We start from the raw sequence: 20,199 nt of genomic DNA on the forward strand, positions 1-20,199 counted from the left end.
TTATTTATCGCGCCAGCGATAGAGCCGTCCCAGCCACAGCAGTAACTGATACCACTGCTTAATGCCGCGGGCGTTGCGTAACATACGCCGGTGTGTCCGGGTCGCGAACAGATCGGCGATGATCGCCTGGCGTGCGCGGGCATCAGGCTCACGTCTCACGCTATGGCAGACACTGAGCGCTTCATGCGTCACCTGAGCGTGAAACGACGGGTAGATCCGCACGCGGTCACGATAGCGGATATTAATCTCTTCCAGCAGCCGCGCAATCTTCAGGTAGTGGCGCTGATATTCGACGTTGCGCTCGCCGGTGCGTTTGCGGTTACTGATCGACGCGTCATGCATATAGTAGCGGTAGAGCACCGCATCGGTGTAACGCACGCGTTTTGCCAGCAGCATAAACTCGGTGGTCCAGGGAATATCCTGATGATGCAGGCCCGGCTCGAACTGCAACTGGTGCTGCTCGATTAGCGACCGGCGGTAGATGCCCAGCCAGACCACATGCATATAGCGGCGGGTTTTCAGCGCGGTATTGAGCCAGTCAGCGCCGCTCAGCACCGGCGTGCTGCGCAGGCGATCCAGTGGTATCAGGGGTTTTACCCGCTGGCTGTGTTTGAAAAACCATTCGGCGTTGCACTGTGCCGCATCCAGATTGTCCGTTTCCGCCAGCGTCACCAGCGTCTGGTACATCCCGGGCTGCATGGTGTCATCCGCATCCGGAAAGGTGACATATTTGCCGCGCGCTATCGCCAGCCCGGCGTTACGGGCACGCGACACGCCGCCATTTTCCTGATGAATCACGCGAATGTGGGAGTGATGTTCTGCATAGTGGTCAGCGCGCTCGCCTGAGCCGTCAGTAGAACCATCATCGACGATGATGATCTCCAGCGAGGTCAGCGTCTGCGCCAGCAGTGCCTGCATGAACTCATCAAACATGCTGCCCGCATTGTACATCGGGGTAATGATACTCAGCAGAGGAGAAGTACTCATGACAATATCTGCACCAGCATTCTGTTCACTGTCAAAGGGCGTTGCCTCGTCATAAATCATTTCCAAATCAGCAGAATGGCATACATTAATCCACGATTATAAAACGGTGTCGCCTCCCTGCTTCACGAAAAACCACGCGCGCGCGTAATAATGCACTATCTGCCTCTTTTTTACGCAACGCGGCCGCGCCGGTAAACAGCATAGTGTGCCTGGGGTTTATCAGCAGCATTTTCAAAAGGATCTGGCAGACAGCGGTGGGGTCAGAGGGAAAAGATGGCGCGGCAGTCACCGCGCCCGGAGCGGTTTGACAGGTGGAGAGCGCTGACTAAAAAAATTTTAGCCTGACGTAATGCATCATCCAGCTCACGCTTTCTGCATACTGCTTCTGATGCCACTTGATACGGGCAAAGCGCTTCATCTCTTTATAATGTCTGGGTAAATCAAGCGGCTGAGAAGCCCAGGGCGAGCGCTGGTAATAGCTGTAGTAGAGCAGGGACAGGTCGCTGCCGGCCCAGGCATGCCAGGGCTTACACTTACCGGTGTAGTGAATCATCACGGTGTCAGCGGGTACGCGGGAGTGGTCCCAGACCTTGTTCGCGATGATGTCGTAGATGTGGTTGTAGCGATCCGGCAGGATCAGCACCTCATCCTCCAGCACAATATTCAGCGCATCCTGGTCAGGAAAACCGAAGGCTGCGCCCCGGGTCACCAGAACCTCAGTAATCCGCGCGGTAGTCTGCCTGGCGAGCCAGCGTGGAATATTGATCAGCATAAAGCCGGAGTTGAAATAGTCATGGCGTTGCAGCCCGAGTCGCGCGCACTGGTTATGACGCGCACGCGGGGTGTCGTTGCAGGCTGCCAGCGTATAGTCCGTGATATCCAGCGTGAACAGGGGGGAGTAATCGCCGACGACCAGCGTGTCCGCATCAATGTAGATTACCCGATCGCTGTAGCGCGCCACCGTTTCAGGGATCAGAAAGCGGTAATGGATACTTTTGGGATAGCGCCCGACCGCCGGCAACTGATCGACCCAGGCACTGTTAAAAATATGCAGGGTGATGGCCAGACGATATCCCGTTGCCATTGAGCGCAGCTTTTCCACATCCTCTTCCTGCAGCGAGTCAGAGAAAATATGGGCATGGAAAGCGGTGTCGGGGTGATGGCTGAGAAGTGAAAACAACGTAATACCCAGACCACGCGCGTAAGCGTGGTTGATGCCAAACGCAACGTGAACCGGATTATCATCCGCATCCGCAAGCGTGTTGACCAGCAGCTGACTTTGCTGAACGGCATCAGCAAGAGGGGTAATTGCCATTACGCTTCACTATTCCAGATTATGAGTAATAAACGTTTGTATTCTAGTCAGTTTGTCGGCATCCAGCCCGAATAATTTTTCAGCGGGCTGATCAAACTTAAATCGCGTGGCAAAAACAAAGGTCGATGCGGCGATATTGTCCGGTCCGATAAACAGGACATTATTAACCGGGCGCTGTTCCCTGATCTCACAGGGGCCATAGAGCATAATGACCGGTATCTGTCGGGCGTCAGCAATATAAGCATTACCGGAATCCGATGAAATATAAAAATCCATCTGCGAGATGGCCCATGGCACCTCTTCCAGCTTCAGCGCGCCAATCAGGCTGACAATATTCTCCTGCGGGCCGGTCAGGCTCAGTAATTCATCCAGCCACGGCTGCTCGGCTGGTGGACCAAAGACATAAAAGGTGCAGGGCAGCTCAGCCAGCGACGCCATCAGCTGCTGCCAGATGGCGGCAGGAATGGTTTTGGCCCGATTCCCGGCAGAAATGCTGATACCGATTTTAATCCCGCTGCGCGGATGCAGCAGCGCGGCGGGAGGCGCAGGCGGCTGCCAGAGCGGTGACGTAGCGTGCTTGGGAAAATCGGTGTAACGATAGTCCCGATTAATCAGCTTCAGATAGCTGTCGAGCGTCAAATCCGTTTTCGCGTGGTCGACGATGCCACTGGCGCTGCGATAGAAGATCGCATGATAGGATTTACGCACATAGGTGCGCAGAAACTGTTTGTTCGGTGCGTTGCACAGCGCCGCGAAAAACAGGTTAACGCTGTTGGGCTGAACCAGATAAACATGGTCATAACGGTTCATCAGCGTGAACGCGAGTCTGAGTTTGGCAAAAAAGCTGCGCTTCGCCTCTTCAATCAGAAAATAGCGGCTGACCGTGTCATCGTGACGCGCCAGCGGCTCTACCGATTTGCTGATCAGCAGTTCAGACTGACCCAGGGCGCGCAGCATCGGGGTGATGTTAATAAAATCCCCGATCTTCGCCGTCTGAATCACCAGACTGCGGCCGGTGGGCCGGTAAAAGAGCCGCATCAGGGTGCGGAAAGGCAGCAGCAGCAGATAGATCAGCACATAGTTCATGGCGCATTTTTCCCGATAACGGCCTGCAGTTTCTCTGCCACGGCGTCAGCTGTCAGCTCCGCCAGATTGTGATTCGGGGCGCTCAGCGCCTGTTGGTTCTGCCCGTAGCCGCCAATCAGACCCGGATCGGTCGGGCCATACAGCGTGAGATTAGGACGATCCAGTGCGGCGGTCAGATGGCTTAAACCGGTATCCACAGAGACCACCGCGCGTGCACCTGCCAGCTGTCGGGCGATCGCTTCCAGCGTCAGCTTAGGCAGCACCTCGACATGCTCAAAACCTTCAGCCAGGCGCAGCGCACGCTGATGCTCATGTTCGGCACCCCAGGGCAGCTTCACCCGCAATCCGCTGGGCTGCATCTGCTCAATCAGCTGTCGCCAGTGGGATTCCGGCCAGTGCTTGTTGTCACGCGTTGTGGCATGCAGAAAGACCAGATAGTGATGCGCATCCGCGGGCAGATGATGCAGAAAATGCCCGGCAATCGCGTAGTCACCCTGGGTTTGCGGCTTTTCATAGCCCAGGCTTTTGGCGAACAGCTCGCGCGTCCGCTCAACGGCGTGCTGGCGTTTGCAGATCTCATGGCGGACGTCAAACCACCAGCTGGCAAAAGGTTCACGCGCGCTGCGGCTATCCTGCCCGTGCTTTACCCCTTTGGATAAACGGGTCACCAGCGCGGCGCTTTTGATCAGCCCCTGGGCATCAATCACGATATCGTACTCGCGCGACTGTAACGCGCGCTTAAACTGCACGCGCTCTTCACGCTGCTGACTGCCAAACCAGTGTTTGCGCCAGCGGCGAATCGCGACCGGCAACACCTGGTCCACGGCAGGGTGCCAGCCAGGGATCTGGGCGAAATTCTCTTCCACTACCCAGTCAAAACGGATGCCGGGAATGGCATGCATGGCATCGGTCAGAGCCGGCAGCGAATGCAGCACATCCCCCATTGAGGACGTTTTAACAATCAGGACGTGCATGGCACCTCCTGCGGCGCAAGGAGTTCATTCAGCGTCTGAAGAACGCGCTCAGGCTGAATATCAATCAGGCTCTGGTGATACCCCTGTTCGGCATCGCCCTTACGCACTTTGTGATAGCCGGTAATCAGGCGAATAATACGCGCCTGGCGGGCCAGCGGTGGCGTAAAGTCAGGGCTGCTGGGTCCATAGAGTGCCACCAGCGGACGATCCAGCGCGGCGGCGATGTGCATCAGGCCGGAGTCGTTACTGACCACGGCGCGGCATTGCGCCAGCAGGATGACCGCCTGCTCCAGCTGGGTTTCACCCGCCAGGTTGCGGCAGTGGCTGCGACTCTCTTCCGGCAGTACCGCGATGATCTCTTCACCGGTCGGGCGATCTTTGGCGGAACCAAACAGCAGGATCTGAAAGCCTTCGGCGATCAGCTGGCGGGCCAGGGCGGCGTAGTGGTAGTGGGGCCAGCGTTTAGCCGGGCCAAATTCCGCGCCCGGACAAAAACCGATGATCGGACGCGTTGCGGTGAGCTGAAACTGTGCGGCCGTTTCCCGCATCTCCCGCTCTTCAACCTGCAACTTTGGCCACAGGAGCGGCTGCGGCAGCTGCGCCGCCGAGGCGACAGGCGTGTCGTAGCCCAGCGCCACGTAGCGCTCAACCATCAGCGGGAACGCGGCTTTATCCAGCACCCGCAGATCGTTCAGCAGGCCATAGCGCATCTCCCCCCGCCAGCCGACGCGGCGTGGTATGCCGGCAAAGAAGGGAACCAGCGCCGACTTAAAAGAGTTAGGCAGCACATAGGCCCGGTCATAATGGCTGTCGCGCAGTGCCTTGCCCAGCCGGCGACGCTCGCCGAGTTCCAGCGCGCCATGGCCCAGGGGCATCGCCAGCGCCTGACTGACCTCCGGCATGCGTGACAGCAGGGGACGACACCATGCCGGTGCCATCACGTCTATCACCGCATCGGGATGTTCGGCCTTGAGGGTGCGATAGAGACTTTGCGACATCATCATATCGCCGACCCACGACGGGCCGATTACCAGAATTTTCATCGCCGGAGCAGCTTCCTTTATGCGTTGCGATTCAGCCAGACCATATAGTCAGCGACGCCCTGCGCCACCGTTTTAAACGGCTTGTCATAGCCCGCGGCACGCAGCTTCGTGAGATCGGCCTGGGTGTAAGCCTGATAACGGCCTTTGAGTTTTTCCGGGAATGGGATGTACTCAATCTGCCCTTTCTGATGAAACTTCAGCACGGCGTCGGCCACTTCCTGGAACGATTCGGCGCGGCCTGTGCCACAGTTGTAGATCCCGGAGACGTCGTTTTCCCAGCACCACAGGTTTACGGCTGCCACATCATCAACGTGGATGAAATCGCGTTTGAAGCCGTCACTGCCTTCAAACAGTTTTGGATTTTCATCGTTGCTGATCTGGGTGTTCAGATGGAACGCCACGCTTGCCATGCTGCCTTTGTGGCCTTCACGCGGTCCATAGACGTTGAAGTAGCGGAAGCCACACACCGGCGAGTTCGCTTCCGGCAGCATCTGACGAACATAGTGGTCGAACAGCATTTTGGAGTAGCCATACACATTCAGCGGCTGCTCATACTGACGCTCTTCGATGAAGTTTTCATTGCGGCCGCCGTAGGTCGCTGCAGAAGAGGCGTAAAGGAACGGGATCTCGCGCTCCAGGCAGTAGTGCAGCAGCTCTTTGGAGTACTGATAGTTGTTCTCCATCATGTACTTGCCATCCCACTCGGTCGTGGAGGAGCAGGCACCCTGATGGAATACCGCTTCAATCGGGCCTAAATCGTCGCCCGCGATCACGCTCATCAGAAACTCTTCTTTGTCCATGTAATCGACGATATCCAGGTCGACTAAATTGGCAAACTTAGTGCCATCCTTCAGATTATCCACCACCAGAATGTCGGTGTGACCGCGATCGTTCAGCGCTTTGACGATGTTGCTGCCAATCATTCCTGCGCCGCCAGTTACGATAATCATGTTGTTACCTTCAATGTTGTGGGGTGAAACAGGAGGTTTCACACACGAATACCTCACATCATAACATTTCATCAGGGTGCAGACAGCCAGATGACTCTGTAACGCCACAGGGTCGCCACCTAGAGGCGTGAACTATGCTGCAAAAATGACATTCTGTTGGGCGTTTTATCGTTAAGAAGCGCCCTGTTCAGTAAGATATGCCAGGTTTTTGCCATCTGAGGAGAGCAATGATGCCTGCGCAATTTTATCAACAACTTCGTCAGCAACTGGATGATGCACGTCAGGAAGGGCTGTTTAAACAGGAGCGGATCCTCACCTCTGCCCAGCAGACAGAGATAGCGGTAGGTCACGGTCCGGCAGTGATTAACTTTTGCGCCAATAACTATCTGGGCCTGGCCAATCATCCGGCGCTGATTCAGGCCGCGAAGGCGGGGATGGATTCGCACGGCTTTGGCATGGCGTCGGTGCGCTTTATCTGTGGCACGCAGGACAGCCATAAGCAGCTGGAAAAGCGGCTGGCCGCATTTCTCAGTATGGAAGATGCCATTCTTTACTCCTCCTGCTTTGACGCCAACGGCGGCCTGTTTGAAACGCTGCTGGATGCAGAGGATGCCATTATTTCCGATGCGCTGAATCACGCCTCCATCATCGACGGCATCCGGCTCAGCAAAGCGCAGCGCTACCGCTACGCGAACAACGACATGACGGCGCTGCGGGATTGCCTGCAGCAGGCGCGCGATAAAGGCGCACGCCATATCCTGATCGCCACCGATGGCGTTTTCTCCATGGATGGGGTCATCGCCAATCTGTCCGCCATCTGCGACCTGGCTGAAGAGTTCTCTGCGCTGGTGATGGTGGATGATTCCCACGCGGTGGGTGTTGTCGGGAATGGCGGACGTGGCACCCACGAATATTGTGACGTGATGGGCCGGGTTGACATCATTACCGGCACGCTGGGCAAAGCGCTGGGCGGCGCCTCCGGTGGCTACACCGCAGCAAAAGCGGAAGTGGTGGAGTGGCTGCGCCAGCGTTCCCGTCCCTATCTCTTCTCCAACTCGCTGGCCCCGGCGATTGTGGCCGCCTCGCTGCGGGTGCTGGATCTGCTCAGCGAAGGCGATGGGCTGCGTCAGCGTCTCCGGGATAACGCCCGTTTCTTCCGGCAGCAGATGACCGCAGCGGGCTTTACGCTGGCCGGGGCCGATCACGCCATTATTCCGGTGATGCTGGGTGAGGCCAGCGTCGCGCAGCAGTTTGCCCACCTGCTGCAACAGGAAGGCATTTACGTTACCGGCTTCTTCTATCCGGTCGTGCCAAAAGGGCAGGCACGCATTCGCACGCAAATCTCTGCGGCACATACCCAGCAGCAGCTGGAACGTGCGGTGGCCGCCTTTACCCGTATCGGCAAACAGCTGGGCGTCATCGCCTGAGGAGTCCGTTATGAAAGCACTCGCCAAACTGAAGAGGGAAGCGGGCATCTGGATGGTGACTGATGCGCCGATTCCTGAGCCGGGCCACAACGACCTGCTGATTAAAATCCGTAAAACCGCTATCTGCGGTACCGATGTCCACATCTACAACTGGGATGACTGGTCGCGCAAAACCATTCCGGTGCCGATGATTGTCGGTCATGAATATGTGGGTGAAGTCGTAGCAACAGGTCAGGAGGTAAAGGGCTTCACGCCTGGCGATCGGGTGTCGGGAGAGGGGCATATCACCTGCGGGCATTGCCGCAACTGCCGCGCCGGGCGAACGCATCTGTGCCGGAACAGCATGGGCGTGGGCGTTAACCGTCAGGGCTGCTTTGCGGAATATCTGGTCATCCCGGCCTTTAACGCCTTCAGAATTCCCGACAACATTTCCGATGAGCTGGCCGCGATCTTTGACCCGTTTGGTAATGCCGTGCATACCGCGCTGTCGTTCGATCTGGTTGGCGAGGATGTGCTGATCTCCGGCGCGGGGCCTATCGGCATCATGGCCGCGGCGGTCTGCCGCCATGTCGGCGCGCGTAACGTCGTGATCACCGACATCAATGACTACCGACTGGCGCTGGCGCGAAAAATGGGCGTCACCCGCGCGGTCAATGTGGCCCATGAAAATCTGCGCGACGTCATGCATTCGCTGGGGATGACGGAAGGATTTGATGTCGGACTGGAGATGTCCGGTGCGCCTCCTGCGTTTCGCGCGCTGCTCGACGTAATGAATCACGGCGGGCGGATTGCCCTGCTGGGTATTCCGCCGGGTGAGATGGCTATCGACTGGAATCAGGTGATCTTCAAGGGGCTCTTTATCAAGGGCATTTATGGCCGGGAGATGTTTGAAACCTGGTACAAAATGGCGGCGCTGATCCAGTCCGGTCTCGACTTAACGCCAGTCATTACGCATCGCTATGGGATTGACGACTTCCAGCAGGGCTTTGATGAGATGCGTTCAGGACGCTCGGGAAAGGTAATACTGAGCTGGGATTAACACACCGGCCGCCGCAGCGGCCGGATAATCAGCGTTGCTTCTTCTCTTCGTCGGTCAGGTAGCGCACCTTGCGCGTGTAATCCTGACCTTTAAAGTGGAGCGGCTGTTGCGGATCGGCCAGATATTTTTGCCATTCCGACAGCGGAAAGCCGCCATGTGCACCGACCACCTCCGCCGGGATCACCGCAGACTGACCGCCGATTTTCTTGGAGACCGGCCAGTTAGCCCATTCGCCCAGATTGACGGTTTTAATGTCCAGCATATCCAGCAGCACCGCGAGCGGCAGCTGATCGGTCGGCGGCTGACTGTCGTTCATCAGATGCCATGTGTCATTGAACAGCGTCAGCCACAGCGGTGAAATACGCTGCCAGACCTCACGGGTCGCCGCCAGATAGGCACCGTTAACGTGATCCACCAGATAAGGCCGAATACTGTGCGGGTAGTAGGCAGGAATCGCCTCCTGTGGCGCATCAGCCAGCTTGGCAATCATTTTTCCCTGACGAAAGCTGGAGTAGAGATGGCCAGGTTTCATCATGATCTCCGGCATCTTTAGCAGATTGAGGTCGGAATCGATCATCAGAATGCCGTCGCCTTTTGCCTGCAACGGGGCCTGCAGTTTGATTAAACGACTGCGGTAGATCTGCTTGTAGCGATAGTGCTCTTCGCGCTGCGGTACATCCAGCGTGGCCACGCGGGTTTTAGCGGGCAGGCTGCCAAAGGCGTCGGCAGGCTGATCGCTGACAATCACAATCTCCTCTGCCTGCGTGGCAAAGCGCGCCGCAAAATCGGCACTGAGCAGCGCCTCTTCGATATAGTCCGCGCCCGTGCAGGGGATTACGACAGAGGTAACCGGTACCGAGCCCTGAACTTCTTTTAGCGAATAAGGCAGGTTATGGCTCGCCCGGATATGGCGATAACGGGGATTTAAAAAATTAAGCATGAGGTTTCTTATTAGCGACACTTTGCAGAATATTTTCAACGCCGCTGATGTAGGTTTCAATGGCGTACTGTTCACGAACGCGTTTCGCTGCCGCATTGATCAGGCGCTGACGTAAGCCGGCATCCTGCCACAGCGCGGTTAAGTGCTGGGTCAGCTGCACCACGTTGCCATAATCAAACAGCAACCCGGTTTCGTCATGACTGATCAATTCGGCAGTACCGACCACACGGGAACCGATGACGGCGGTATTCACCAGCATCGCCTCCAGCACGACCCGAGGTAAGCCCTCACTGCGTGAGGCAAGAATAAACGCATCAAAGGCGGTGAGGTAATCCAGCGCATTGTTCTGAAAGCCCGTAAAGACCACATGCTGCTGGATATTCTCCGCCGTTGCGAGTTGCAGCAGGTGCTGGAGTTCCGGGCCGACACCGACAATCACCATCCGCCAGTCTGCGTCGGGATGAGCCCGTTTGAAACGGCCCAGCGCCTGCAGAATGTGATGATTGGATTTACGTAATATCAGTGAGCCGATGGTGCCAAACACAAAGGTGGTCGGGGAGAGTTTAAAACGCTGGCGAACGTCGAGGCGGTCAGGTAAAGGCTGGTGGATGTCGATCGCATTGTTGACGGTAAAACAGCGTTCCGCATCAACACCGTGGCTGATCAGCGTCTTATTTACCCCCTGCGACACGGCAATAATCGCCTGGCACTCCTGGTTCACCATGCTGACCAGGCGTGGTTCCAGCACCGGGTCGATACGGCAATGCTGCACCACCGCCACATCCAGGCTGCGCGCGGCCAGATAGCCCTCCACATTGGTGCTGGGCTGGTTATTCATGTAGAGCGTGTCGAATTTTCCCAGCTGGAGCAGGGAGTTAATTTTGCTGGCGTTGGGCATGATGCGCCAGCGTGTATCGATCTCATCGATAGCCCGCTTCTTCAGCTTTTTATTAAAAAACAGCAGCGCCCGCACGGCTTCTTTGACAAATTTTGCCCAGCGCGGCTGCCTGATCTGCGGGATGAAAAAGACCGGAATGGCCAGCGCATTGAGCGTGGCCTCAATGGTTTCGTCATTGCCACGGCTGTAGTTGTGATAGAAGCAGCAGGTAATATCAAATTTCTGACGATCGATACGTTTCAGCAGCTCCAGCATACTGTTGGTGCCGCCTCCCCACTCTCTGCCGTTATCCAGCAGCAGGATTTTTTGTTTATTAATCGTCATCCGTCTTACTATTCCCGCACCGCATGTTATGCCCGACCGGGATTATAGTAATTTTTACCTGCAATTGAACTTTAAGCTTAGCACTTAGCATTCATGGCAAATTCAGAACAGACTTTTCAGGGTGCTAAACAGCGGGCTGTGACTCACGCTTTCGCCTACCACTGTTAACGCCCGGGTCGCCGGAACCGGCGCAAGCGGCTGTTTCACTTTACACAGTTCTGCCGGCTGGAAGCGCGGTTTCGCCGGTTTCACCGGAACCGCTGGTGTCCGTGAGCCGCTGTGGCGTGTTTCGTTCAGCAACTGGCTGGGGCGAACCAGCGTAATGTCTGCGGGCAGAGAGGGCAGCATCTGCTGCAGCACCCGAACGGTGTTGGGGTGGGGATGACCGATAGCAATGGCATAACCGTCGCGCTGTGCCAGCTTCACCGCCCGGCTGAACTGCTGGCGGATAGCATTAATATCCTGACTGTCATCCAGGAACACCCGGCGTTTCAGTACCCTGACCTGGGTGCCCTGTGCGGCAGGAATTGCCTGGCTGTTGGCGATGGTCATGCTATCCAGAAAGTAGAGGTTATAGTGATTCAGCGCCTGCATTACCTTCTGCATACCGGAAAGGCTTGAGGTCATCCTGCTGCCCATGTGGTTGTTCAGGCCGACTGCGTAAGGCACGTTGCTGACCGCATTGTGCATAATGCGGGTGATCTCTTCGCTGCTCATCTCCGGGGTCAGCGTATCTTTTTCCAGTGGCTGTTTGCTGAGTGGCGCCATCGGCAGATGGATCAATACTTCGTGTCCACCCTGATGGGCTCTGGTAGCCATCTCCCGTGCATGGGGTGCGTTGGGCAGAACAGCCACTGAAATCGCCTGCGGCATCTGCAGAACTTTGTTCTCTTCGGCAGGCCGGTAGCCCACATCATCGATAACAATAGCCAGCTTGCCTGCCTGCGCCGCGAAGCTGAACAGCAGCGCGCTGAATAAAACGGAGATTTTTCGACGTTGCAGCAAAACTTATTTTCCTAACCACGGGAGTGGATTGACAGCCTGTCCCTGACGTCGGATTTCAAAATAGAGCGACGGGGTACCGCGCCCCCCGCTGGTGCCCACCAGGGCGATAGGCTGTCCTGCCTTCACCTGTGTTCCCACGCTCACCAGTGCACTCTGGTTGTAGCCATAAAGGCTCATGTCGCCTTTACCGTGCTCCAGCACCACGACCAGACCGTAGCCCTGCAACCAGTCGGCCATCAGGACCCGCCCGTCGGCAATGGCTTTCACCTCGGTGCCTTCCCGCGCATCAATCACCAGGCCTTTCCAGCGCAGTTCACCCTGCAGCTGTTCACCAAAGCGATGTTCGATGCGTCCGCGCACCGGCCACAACGCCTGCCCGCCCGCGCGACCGAGTCCTCCGGTACGGGCAACCAGTTCGCGTTCGCTCTGGGTCGGCTGATAGCTGGAGCCTTTGGCTTTGGCCTGCGCCTGGCGCTGACGCACTTTTTCTGCCTCACGGGCTTCGCGCGCCGCGCGCTCACGCGCTTCCCGTTCTGCCCGGGCGATCTTATCCTGCAGACGGCTTTCGTTCTGACGCATCTCGACCAGATCGGCCTGATCTTTTTCCAGCGCGCTTTCCAGCGACGTAAGGGTTTTCCTGCGCGCGTCGCTCGCCTGCTGCAGCTTCTGCTGCTGGCCCTGCTGCTGGGCTAATAGTGCTTTCTGCTGCTGTTGCTTCTGCTCCAGCGTAGCGCGTTGCTGATCCAGGTCCTGACGCGTCTGTTGCAGTGAGGCGATACTTTTCTGGCGCGCCGCGTTCAGATAACCAAAATAGGCCAGAATACGCTCGCTGCGCTGGCTCTCTTCTCCGCCCATCAACAGCTGTATACCGTTGTGCTGGCCCTGACGAAATGCGGCATCAAGCTGTTGCGACAGCAGGCTTTCCTGCTGGCTTTGCTGCTTCTCAAGCCGGGCGATGGAGGTGGTGAGCTGTTTAATATCGTTATTCAGGGCGGTGAGGCTGTTGCGGGTTTCACGCAACTGACGGCTCGCCTGGGCGATGATTTTTTCCTGACTCTGCAACTGATCCAGTAATTTGCTGCGCTGCACTTTCTGCGCCTTAACGCTTTTCTCTTTTTCAGCAATGTTCTGCTGAATAGATTGCAGCTGAGATTTACTGTCTTCCGCACTCTGTGCCCCAGCTGGCAACAACAGTGCTCCCGCGCAAAGCAGGCTGAGGGAGAGGGTGGACAACGGTGTGAACAACGGCCGATTTTCGCCGCTGGAACGGGTCCTTGTGTGCAAAACGGTAGTTTTTCCCTTCATAGGCCAATGATTATTCCACGATGAATCGCCGCTTACCAGTGCTCCCCACCGGCATTTGCTTTACCAGTTATGTCCGCTTTCACAATGAGATGGATTAAGCCTTACGCCATTTTTGCTATTCAGCCACTTTTTTTGGAAAATGGCGCACAAATCGATACTCTCGCCGCATAGCATCTGTACATGCGAAGTGGCGCAGGTATACTCAGAACCCTTGTTTTAGCTTATTAGCCCGGTCTGGAGTCGTTACCCCTCATGCAAGAAATTATGCAGTTTGCAAGCAATCACCCCATCCTGAGTCTCGCATGGGTCGTTTTACTCATTCTGGTGATTGTGACTACCGTTAAAGGAATGTTCTCTAAGGTAAAAACGATCAGCCGCGGTGAAGCGACCCGCCTGATTAACAAAGAGGACGCGGTGGTTGTCGACGTGCGTTCGCGCGACGATTTTCGCAGAGGGCATATTTCAGGTGCGCTGAATGTGGCAGCCGCTGAGATTAAAAAAGGCAACGCAGACGAACTGGAAAAGCACAAAGCGCAGCCCATAATTGTGGTATGTGCAACCGGACAAAGCGCGTCTGATTCCGCTGCACATCTGAGTGCTGCTGGCTTCCCGCAGGTCTTTGTTCTGAAAGATGGCATCAGCGGCTGGAGCGGCGAAAACCTGCCGTTAGTTCGCGGTAAATAACCTGTAACCTGACAGAGGTGCGTAGCATGGCAAATGTTGAAATGTACACCAAGGCCACCTGTCCTTACTGCCATCGGGCGAAAGCGCTGTTAACGCAAAAAGGCGTGTCGTTCCAGGAGATCCCCATTGATGGAGACATGGCGAAACGCGAAGAGATGATCAAGCGTAGTGGCCGCACCACCGTGCCTCAGATTTTTATTGATGCGCAGCACATTGGCGGCTGCGATGACTTATTCGCACTCGATAATCGCGAAGGTTTAGATCCCTTACTGCAGGCGTAAGTTTACGCCGGACAATCTCATACATAGGATTTGGTCACATGTCAGAACATAACACGAACGAAATGCAATTCCAGATTCAGCGCGTCTTCACAAAAGATATCTCTTTTGAAGCGCCTAATGCCCCGCAGGTTTTCCAGAAAGAGTGGGAACCGGACGTGAAACTGGATCTGGATACTGCATCTTCTCAGCTGGCTGACGATGTTTACGAAGTGGTACTTCGTGTGACTGTAACCGCCAACGTGGGTGAAGAGACCGCTTTCCTGTGTGAAGTTCAGCAGGCCGGTATCTTCACCATCAGCGGTATCGAAGGAACGCAGATGGCACATTGCCTGGGCGCTTACTGCCCGAACATCCTGTTCCCGTATGCCCGTGAATGCATTACCAGCCTGGTATCACGTGGCACCTTCCCGCAGCTGAACCTGGCACCGGTCAACTTTGATGCACTGTTCATGAACTATCTGCAGCAGCAGCAGGGTGAAGAAGGTGCTCAACAACATCAGGATGCCTGATGACCACTCACGCTTCGATTAGCGTCATCGGTGCCGGCTCCTACGGCACCGCTCTGGCGATTACGCTGGCCCGTAATGGCCATCCGGTACTGTTGTGGGGACATAACCCGGCGCATCTGGCGCAGCTTCAGACCGACCGCTGCAACACGGCTTTCCTTCCTGACGTTCCGTTTCCCGATAACCTCTCTCCTGAACCCGACCTGCAAAAAGCCATTGCAGCCAGCCGCGACATATTGATCGTGGTGCCGAGCCATGTCTTTGGCGACGTACTGCAACAGATTAAGCCTCATCTGCGGTCTGACTCGCGGATTGTCTGGGCGACCAAAGGGCTGGAAAAAGAGACCGGGCGCCTGCTGCAGGATGTGGCGCGTGAGATTCTGGGCGAGTCCATCCCGCTGGCCGTGATCTCCGGGCCGACCTTCGCCAAAGAGCTGGCCGCAGGCTTACCGACGGCTATCGCGCTGGCCGCAACGGATGCGCAGTTTGCTGACGATCTCCAGCTGAAGCTGCACTGCGGTAAAAGTTTCCGCGTTTATAACAACCCCGATTTTGTCGGTGTCCAGCTGGGCGGCGCGGTGAAAAACGTGATTGCTATCGGAGCCGGGATCTCTGACGGTATCGGATTTGGCGCCAACGCGCGAACCGCACTGATCACCCGTGGACTGGCTGAGATGAGCCGGCTCGGTGCTGCTTTGGGTGCCGATCCCACCACCTTTATGGGGATGGCGGGCCTGGGCGATCTGGTCCTGACCTGCACGGACAATCAGTCGCGCAACCGCCGGTTTGGCATGATGCTGGGCCAGGGCGAAGATGTAGATAGCGCACAACGCATTATCGGACAAGTTGTAGAGGGCTACAGAAACACCAAAGAAGTCAAAGCGTTGGCTTCAAGATTCGGTGTGGAAATGCCGATTACCGAGCAGATTTATCAGGTGCTGTATTGCGAAAAACCGGCGAGAGATGCAGCATTGAGCCTGCTGGGACGAACAAGGAAGGACGAAAACAGCACTGGCTAACGCAGGACGCGTAGCATCATCACCTGCAGCGCCCATTCAGGCGCTTTTTTTATCGGGAGAAAGCAGCAATGTCGTCTGATGAGTTAGAACTGGTCTGGAATAATATCAAAGCAGAAGCGCGAGCCCTGGCTGATTGTGAGCCGATGCTGGCCAGCTTCTTTCACGCGACATTGCTTAAGCATGAAAATCTCGGTAGCGCACTGAGTTATATGCTGGCTAACAAGCTGGCAAATCCGATTATGCCCGCCATCGCCATCCGCGAAATTGTTGAAGAAGCCTACCGTGAAGATCCGTCGATGATACTGTCAGCGGCTTACGATATTCAGGCGGTGCGTCAGCGCGACCCGGCAGTCGATAAATACTCCACGCCGCTGCTCTACCTTAAAGGGTTTCACGCCCTGCAGGCGTACCGCATCGGCCACTGGTTGTGGAATGAGGGCCGCCGTGCGCTGGCGGTTTATCTGCAGAATGAAATCTCCGTCTCGTTTGCAGTCGACATTCATCCCGCTGCCAGCATCGGTCACGGTATCATGCTCGACCACGCCACAGGCATCGTGATTGGTGAAACCGCCGTAGTAGAGAACGATGTCTCTATCCTGCAGTCGGTGACGCTGGGCGGTACCGGTAAAACCAGCGGCGACCGTCATCCTAAAATCCGTGAAGGGGTCATGATTGGAGCCGGTGCGAAAGTGCTCGGCAACATTGAAGTGGGCCGGGGGGCGAAAATCGGTGCCGGTTCTGTGGTGTTGCAGCCTGTGCCGCCGCACACCACGGCAGCAGGCGTACCCGCCCGTATCGTCGGCAAGCCAGGCAGCGATAAGCCATCAATGGATATGGATCAGCACTTCAACGGCAGCCTGGCGGGTTTTCAGTTCGGCGACGGCATCTAGTCTTTAATCAGCGCGCCGGCATAATCCAGCTGGCGCCACGCTTCATACACCACTACCGAAACGGCGTTCGACAGGTTCATGCTGCGGCTTTCTGCCCGCATCGGGATGCGGATTTTCTGCTGCGCCGGTAACGCCGCCAGGATCTCAGCTGGCAGTCCACGGCTCTCCGGTCCGAACAGCAGATAATCGCCCGCCTGATACGTCACAGCACTGTGTGCAGGCGTGCCTTTGGTCGTCAGCGCAAACAGACGTTCTGGTGCCTCTGAGGCGAGAAACGCCGCATAATCCGCATGGAATCTGATGGCCGTAAATTCATGGTAATCCAGCCCGGCGCGGCGTAAGCGCTTGTCATCCCAGGCGAAGCCAAGCGGCTGGATCAGGTGAAGCTGAAAGCCACTGTTGGCGCACAGGCGGATGATATTGCCGGTATTCGGCGGAATTTCTGGTTCAAACAAGACAATGTTAAGCATTAAGGCCCCCGATGACAGGGGCCGAAGCATAACAAATTATTGACGACCGGAGGAGTAGAGCGGTAACCAGAGGGTCAGTCTCAGACCGCCCAGTGGGCTGTCATCGGCTTTCACCCAGCCGCGATGCTGTTGCACGGCCGTGTCGACAATGGCCAGGCCCAGCCCGGTGCCGCCCGATTCGCGATCGCGCGCTTCATCGGTCCGGTAGAAGGGACGGAAAATCTGTTCCCGATCTTCCGGGCTTACGCCAGGACCATCATCATCGACGTGAACCGTGATACCGGAAATATCGACGGAGAAGCTGACGCTGATGTGGGTGTGTGAATAGCGCAGCGCATTGCGCACGATATTTTCGAGCGCACTCTCCAGAGCGTGCGGATTGCCATAGAGCGGCCACGGGCCCGGAGGATAGGGGATATCCATCTTCTTGCCCATCTGCTCAGCTTCGAAACGGGCATCTTCCAGCACCCCATTCCACAACTGATTGGCCTTCATCGCTTCGCTGACCAGCGCATTTTTATGCTGTGTGCGCGAGAGCACCAGCAAATCGTTGATCATGCCATCGAGGCGTTGCGCCTCCATCTCAATGCGTCCCAGCTCTTTACTTTCACCCTGGCGACGACGCAGCAGCGCGGTTGCCAGTTGCAGGCGGGTCAGCGGCGTACGAAGTTCATGACTGATGTCCGATAGCAGGCGCTGCTGACCGGTCATCATCCGCTCCAGCGCACTCACCATCTGGTTGAAGCTCGACCCGGCGGCCAGAAACTCCTGCGGGCCTGACTCCAGTTCCGGATGCTGGCGCAGGTTTCCGCTCGCCACCTCATCGGCGGCATATTTCAGTTTACGCGCCGGGCGCGCCAGGCTCCAGGCCAGCCACAGCAGTAGCGGGGAGCTGATCAGCATCGTCACGATAAGCAGCAGTAACGGGCGGTCAAACAGCAGATTGACAAAATCGAGCTGGGAGCTGTTAGCGGGACGGATCATGTAAAGCTGGTAGTTGTCTTCGCCATCCTGCACGGAGAAAGGCCCGACCAGCTCCACCCGACCATATTTCTTTTTCTGCGGATGATCGGCATTGTCAGACTGGCCGATAAAGTTACGGATCACCTGCATTTCGTTATGTTGTGCGCCGATCACCCGACCTTCGCTGGTGACTAACAGCAGCCGCTGACCCGGCGGTGCCCATTTTTCGACGGCACGAAACAGACGACGCCACCACATCAGATCGTTAGGAGGATCCTGTGACAGCTCGGCTTCGACGTGCTGCTCAATCATGATGCCCTGCCGCTGTTCACTTTCCAGCAGCGAGGTCATCTGACGTGAATCGAGTTTGGGCACCATGAGCACCAGCATCAGCACCAGCGCCAGGGTTAACCAGAAGATAGCGAAGATGCGGGTGGTCAGACTGCCAATCATGATGCCGAAACCATCAGATAGCCGCGGCCGCGTAACGTTTTAAACCAGGGATGACCATCACGGCGCTCAGGCAGCTTGCGACGCAGATTGGAGATATGCATATCAATGGCGCGGTCAAACGGCGTCAGACGCTTGCCCAGCACTTCCTGACTCAGGTGTTCGCGTGAGACCACCTGGCCCAGATGCTGCGCCAGCAGATAGAGCAGGGTAAATTCCGTGCCGGTCAGATCCAGCGTCACATCATCAAAGCTGGCCTCCTGACGACCGGGATTGAGACGCAGGCAGTCCACTTCCAGCGTCGGTGAGCTGTTATCGTGTTGCTGTTGCTGTTCACTCCAGTTCGAACGCCGCAGAATCGCGCGGATACGGGCCACCAGTTCACGATCGTTAAACGGCTTAGGCAGATAGTCATCTGCGCCCAGTTCGAGGCCCAGCACGCGATCCAGCTCGCTGCCGCGCGCGGTCAGCATGATGACGGGAGTCTGATGTTGCTGTCGCAGTTCTTTCAGGGTGTCGATACCGTTTTTCTTCGGCATCATGACATCCAGTAAAAGCAGATCAATAGAGTTGTCGAGCAGGTTCAGCGCTTGTTCACCATCGCTGGCCACTACCACTTCAAACCCTTCCATTTCTAACAGTTCTTTCAAAAGCGAAGTTAATTCGCGGTCGTCATCTACCAACAGGATTTTATTCATTTTTGTAGCCCTCCGCAGGCAAAATACCGTGTTCCTGGCGCACCTATCCATCGCTTTACGTAGTTTTACACCCCCTGACGGATGTTTGCAGCTGTCGCCGTACACTGGCTCTCGTTGAATCGCAAAACGGAACGAACTGGAGTACACGATGCGCAAATTAACCGCCGTCGTCCTTGCCTCAGCGATGACCCTGAGTATCGCCAGTGCAGGTGCTAAAGATGCGACGACGATTGACGAGATGCATCATGGCGGATTTCCGACAGGCAGTATGACGCAAAATCCGCAAAGCCACATGTTCGATGGCATTGAGCTGACGGAAGAGCAACGTCAGCAGATGCGTGACCTGATGCAACAGGCCCGACATGATCGCCCGGTGGTTCATATTGACGATATCGCAGCACTTCATGAGTTAGTGACTGCAGACCAGTTTAACGAAGCGGCCATCCGCAACAGAGCGGAAATTATCGCCAGAGTTCAGGTTGAACAGCAGGTTGAGATGGCACGCGTACAGAATCAGATGTTTCAGCTGTTAACGCCGGCCCAGCAGGCCACGTTACAGAAGAACTACCAGCGGCGGCTGAACGAGCTGCGCCAGTTTTCGAATTTGCAGTCGGCCTCATCGCTGCAGGCAGTGAGTAGTACCAGCAGTAACCAGTAACATAGTATCCCTGTTTTCCTTGCCATAGACACATCCCTGTCTTCCCCCGCCATGATGGCGGGGGTTTTTTTTATCTTTTTTTCACTTTTTCTGTTTTGACCCGAATCATCACCGCTCAACAAAACCCCGGTTTTGTTAGCGCCTGTTGGCTCTTTGCCGGCTTTCAGCTGCTGAAAGATGAACTGATCGGGGTTCTGGTTGCGTTTAAGCGCACCGGCAGGGCAAAACAGGGAAAAAATATTTTAACCCGTTGAAAAGAGTATATTTATTCGTCTGACCGGAAAAAT

General features: G+C 56.2%; 21 protein-coding genes. 8 read left to right on the forward strand and 13 right to left on the reverse strand.

What is annotated here, in order from left to right; translation table 11 throughout:
* The 6 genes from OXR04_RS21010 to rfaD form a co-directional block, all read right to left on the reverse strand.
* A complete protein-coding gene (locus OXR04_RS21010) occupies positions 1 to 987 on the reverse strand; it encodes a glycosyltransferase (protein ID WP_223812786.1) in 987 nt (328 codons plus the stop codon).
* A gap of 325 nt (positions 988 to 1,312) precedes the next feature.
* The gene (locus tag OXR04_RS21015) at positions 1,313 to 2,302 is read right to left on the reverse strand and encodes a glycosyltransferase (protein WP_267372689.1); all 990 of its coding nucleotides are present in this window, start codon (positions 2,300 to 2,302) and stop codon (positions 1,313 to 1,315) included.
* A gap of 9 nt (positions 2,303 to 2,311) precedes the next feature.
* Positions 2,312 to 3,388, reverse strand: a complete 1,077-nt coding sequence (locus OXR04_RS21020; RefSeq protein WP_009088095.1) for a glycosyltransferase family 9 protein — start codon at positions 3,386 to 3,388, stop codon at positions 2,312 to 2,314.
* On the reverse strand, positions 3,385 to 4,362 hold the full coding sequence (gene rfaC / locus OXR04_RS21025) for a lipopolysaccharide heptosyltransferase RfaC (RefSeq protein WP_267372690.1): 978 nt from the start codon (positions 4,360 to 4,362) through the stop codon (positions 3,385 to 3,387). Before rfaC ends, OXR04_RS21020 begins: the two co-directional genes overlap by 4 nt.
* A complete protein-coding gene (gene rfaF / locus OXR04_RS21030) occupies positions 4,350 to 5,405 on the reverse strand; it encodes an ADP-heptose--LPS heptosyltransferase RfaF (RefSeq protein WP_267372691.1) in 1,056 nt (351 codons plus the stop codon). Before rfaF ends, rfaC begins: the two co-directional genes overlap by 13 nt.
* A 17-nt stretch (positions 5,406 to 5,422) precedes the next feature.
* Positions 5,423 to 6,355 carry an ADP-glyceromanno-heptose 6-epimerase gene (gene rfaD, locus OXR04_RS21035; RefSeq protein WP_267372692.1) on the reverse strand — a complete coding sequence of 311 codons (933 nt, stop codon included), beginning with the start codon at positions 6,353 to 6,355 and terminating at the stop codon, positions 5,423 to 5,425.
* 230 nt (positions 6,356 to 6,585) lie between these two features.
* On the opposite strand from rfaD, the gene OXR04_RS21040 reads away from it, so the two are divergent.
* Positions 6,586 to 7,782: a glycine C-acetyltransferase gene (locus OXR04_RS21040; RefSeq protein ID WP_267372707.1), complete on the forward strand. Its 1,197-nt coding sequence runs from the start codon at positions 6,586 to 6,588 to the stop codon at positions 7,780 to 7,782.
* Positions 7,783 to 7,792: 10 nt separating this feature from the next.
* Positions 7,793 to 8,821, forward strand: coding sequence for an L-threonine 3-dehydrogenase (tdh, locus tag OXR04_RS21045; protein WP_058957367.1), 1,029 nt, complete (start codon positions 7,793 to 7,795; stop codon positions 8,819 to 8,821).
* Between the two features lie 28 nt (positions 8,822 to 8,849).
* On the opposite strand, the gene OXR04_RS21050 is transcribed toward tdh, so the two are convergent.
* The 4 genes from OXR04_RS21050 to envC all read right to left on the reverse strand — a co-directional run bounded on the left by OXR04_RS21050 (position 8,850) and on the right by envC (position 13,293).
* On the reverse strand, positions 8,850 to 9,761 hold the full coding sequence (locus OXR04_RS21050) for a hypothetical protein (protein ID WP_009088083.1): 912 nt from the start codon (positions 9,759 to 9,761) through the stop codon (positions 8,850 to 8,852).
* Positions 9,754 to 10,983, reverse strand: a complete 1,230-nt coding sequence (locus OXR04_RS21055; RefSeq protein WP_267372693.1) for a glycosyltransferase — start codon at positions 10,981 to 10,983, stop codon at positions 9,754 to 9,756. The genes OXR04_RS21050 and OXR04_RS21055 overlap by 8 nt, the downstream gene beginning before the upstream one ends.
* A 102-nt stretch (positions 10,984 to 11,085) precedes the next feature.
* On the reverse strand, positions 11,086 to 11,988 hold the full coding sequence (locus OXR04_RS21060) for a divergent polysaccharide deacetylase family protein (RefSeq protein WP_267372694.1): 903 nt from the start codon (positions 11,986 to 11,988) through the stop codon (positions 11,086 to 11,088).
* A gap of 3 nt (positions 11,989 to 11,991) precedes the next feature.
* Complete coding sequence (envC, locus tag OXR04_RS21065; protein WP_267372695.1) at positions 11,992 to 13,293, reverse strand: murein hydrolase activator EnvC; 1,302 nt, start codon at positions 13,291 to 13,293, stop codon at positions 11,992 to 11,994.
* 252 nt (positions 13,294 to 13,545) lie between these two features.
* On the opposite strand from envC, the gene OXR04_RS21070 reads away from it, so the two are divergent.
* The 5 genes from OXR04_RS21070 to cysE all read left to right on the forward strand — a co-directional run bounded on the left by OXR04_RS21070 (position 13,546) and on the right by cysE (position 16,673).
* Positions 13,546 to 13,977 carry a rhodanese-like domain-containing protein gene (locus OXR04_RS21070; protein WP_140029944.1) on the forward strand — a complete coding sequence of 144 codons (432 nt, stop codon included), beginning with the start codon at positions 13,546 to 13,548 and terminating at the stop codon, positions 13,975 to 13,977.
* 26 nt (positions 13,978 to 14,003) lie between these two features.
* Positions 14,004 to 14,258 (forward strand): glutaredoxin 3, encoded by a 255-nt coding sequence (gene grxC, locus OXR04_RS21075; RefSeq protein WP_008926942.1) that lies wholly within the window; start codon positions 14,004 to 14,006, stop codon positions 14,256 to 14,258.
* A gap of 38 nt (positions 14,259 to 14,296) precedes the next feature.
* Positions 14,297 to 14,767 carry a protein-export chaperone SecB gene (gene secB, locus OXR04_RS21080; RefSeq protein ID WP_009088070.1) on the forward strand — a complete coding sequence of 157 codons (471 nt, stop codon included), beginning with the start codon at positions 14,297 to 14,299 and terminating at the stop codon, positions 14,765 to 14,767.
* On the forward strand, positions 14,767 to 15,783 hold the full coding sequence (gene gpsA / locus OXR04_RS21085; RefSeq protein ID WP_009088068.1) for an NAD(P)H-dependent glycerol-3-phosphate dehydrogenase: 1,017 nt from the start codon (positions 14,767 to 14,769) through the stop codon (positions 15,781 to 15,783). Before secB ends, gpsA begins: the two co-directional genes overlap by 1 nt.
* A gap of 68 nt (positions 15,784 to 15,851) precedes the next feature.
* On the forward strand, positions 15,852 to 16,673 hold the full coding sequence (gene cysE / locus OXR04_RS21090) for a serine O-acetyltransferase (protein ID WP_009088067.1): 822 nt from the start codon (positions 15,852 to 15,854) through the stop codon (positions 16,671 to 16,673).
* On the opposite strand, the gene trmL is transcribed toward cysE, so the two are convergent.
* The 3 genes from trmL to cpxR are packed head-to-tail and all read right to left on the reverse strand — an operon-like array spanning position 16,670 to position 19,254.
* A complete protein-coding gene (gene trmL, locus OXR04_RS21095; protein WP_009088065.1) occupies positions 16,670 to 17,143 on the reverse strand; it encodes a tRNA (uridine(34)/cytosine(34)/5-carboxymethylaminomethyluridine(34)-2'-O)-methyltransferase TrmL in 474 nt (157 codons plus the stop codon). The genes cysE and trmL overlap by 4 nt on opposite strands.
* Positions 17,144 to 17,179: 36 nt before the next feature.
* Positions 17,180 to 18,559: an envelope stress sensor histidine kinase CpxA gene (cpxA, locus tag OXR04_RS21100; protein ID WP_009088064.1), complete on the reverse strand. Its 1,380-nt coding sequence runs from the start codon at positions 18,557 to 18,559 to the stop codon at positions 17,180 to 17,182.
* Positions 18,556 to 19,254 (reverse strand): envelope stress response regulator transcription factor CpxR, encoded by a 699-nt coding sequence (cpxR, locus tag OXR04_RS21105; protein WP_009088062.1) that lies wholly within the window; start codon positions 19,252 to 19,254, stop codon positions 18,556 to 18,558. The genes cpxA and cpxR overlap by 4 nt, the downstream gene beginning before the upstream one ends.
* 148 nt (positions 19,255 to 19,402) lie before the next feature.
* Here cpxR and cpxP point away from each other — a divergent pair, with 148 nt between their 5' ends.
* Positions 19,403 to 19,912, forward strand: coding sequence for a cell-envelope stress modulator CpxP (gene cpxP, locus OXR04_RS21110; RefSeq protein WP_046100843.1), 510 nt, complete (start codon positions 19,403 to 19,405; stop codon positions 19,910 to 19,912).
* Positions 19,913 to 20,199: the final 287 nt, after the last annotated feature.

Origin of the sequence: Pantoea sp. GM_Pan_3 (genome assembly GCF_026541045.1) — a bacterium.
Taxonomy (GTDB): domain Bacteria; phylum Pseudomonadota; class Gammaproteobacteria; order Enterobacterales; family Enterobacteriaceae; genus Pantoea; species Pantoea anthophila.

Excerpts from the sequence above, each read along its gene's own strand:
- OXR04_RS21010 (WP_223812786.1), bottom strand. The coding sequence starts at position 987 with ATGAGTACTTCTCCTCTGCTGAGTATCATTACCCCGATGTACAATGCG.
- OXR04_RS21015 (WP_267372689.1), bottom strand. The coding sequence starts at position 2,302 with ATGGCAATTACCCCTCTTGCTGATGCCGTTCAGCAAAGTCAGCTGCTG.
- OXR04_RS21020 (WP_009088095.1), bottom strand. The coding sequence starts at position 3,388 with ATGAACTATGTGCTGATCTATCTGCTGCTGCTGCCTTTCCGCACCCTG.
- rfaC (WP_267372690.1), bottom strand. The coding sequence starts at position 4,362 with ATGCACGTCCTGATTGTTAAAACGTCCTCAATGGGGGATGTGCTGCAT.
- rfaF (WP_267372691.1), bottom strand. The coding sequence starts at position 5,405 with ATGAAAATTCTGGTAATCGGCCCGTCGTGGGTCGGCGATATGATGATG.
- rfaD (WP_267372692.1), bottom strand. The coding sequence starts at position 6,355 with ATGATTATCGTAACTGGCGGCGCAGGAATGATTGGCAGCAACATCGTC.
- OXR04_RS21040 (WP_267372707.1), top strand. The coding sequence starts at position 6,586 with ATGCCTGCGCAATTTTATCAACAACTTCGTCAGCAACTGGATGATGCA.
- tdh (WP_058957367.1), top strand. The coding sequence starts at position 7,793 with ATGAAAGCACTCGCCAAACTGAAGAGGGAAGCGGGCATCTGGATGGTG.
- OXR04_RS21050 (WP_009088083.1), bottom strand. The coding sequence starts at position 9,761 with ATGCTTAATTTTTTAAATCCCCGTTATCGCCATATCCGGGCGAGCCAT.
- OXR04_RS21055 (WP_267372693.1), bottom strand. The coding sequence starts at position 10,983 with ATGACGATTAATAAACAAAAAATCCTGCTGCTGGATAACGGCAGAGAG.
- envC (WP_267372695.1), bottom strand. The coding sequence starts at position 13,293 with ATGAAGGGAAAAACTACCGTTTTGCACACAAGGACCCGTTCCAGCGGC.
- OXR04_RS21070 (WP_140029944.1), top strand. The coding sequence starts at position 13,546 with ATGCAAGAAATTATGCAGTTTGCAAGCAATCACCCCATCCTGAGTCTC.
- grxC (WP_008926942.1), top strand. The coding sequence starts at position 14,004 with ATGGCAAATGTTGAAATGTACACCAAGGCCACCTGTCCTTACTGCCAT.
- secB (WP_009088070.1), top strand. The coding sequence starts at position 14,297 with ATGTCAGAACATAACACGAACGAAATGCAATTCCAGATTCAGCGCGTC.
- gpsA (WP_009088068.1), top strand. The coding sequence starts at position 14,767 with ATGACCACTCACGCTTCGATTAGCGTCATCGGTGCCGGCTCCTACGGC.
- cysE (WP_009088067.1), top strand. The coding sequence starts at position 15,852 with ATGTCGTCTGATGAGTTAGAACTGGTCTGGAATAATATCAAAGCAGAA.
- trmL (WP_009088065.1), bottom strand. The coding sequence starts at position 17,143 with ATGCTTAACATTGTCTTGTTTGAACCAGAAATTCCGCCGAATACCGGC.
- cpxA (WP_009088064.1), bottom strand. The coding sequence starts at position 18,559 with ATGATTGGCAGTCTGACCACCCGCATCTTCGCTATCTTCTGGTTAACC.
- cpxR (WP_009088062.1), bottom strand. The coding sequence starts at position 19,254 with ATGAATAAAATCCTGTTGGTAGATGACGACCGCGAATTAACTTCGCTT.
- cpxP (WP_046100843.1), top strand. The coding sequence starts at position 19,403 with ATGCGCAAATTAACCGCCGTCGTCCTTGCCTCAGCGATGACCCTGAGT.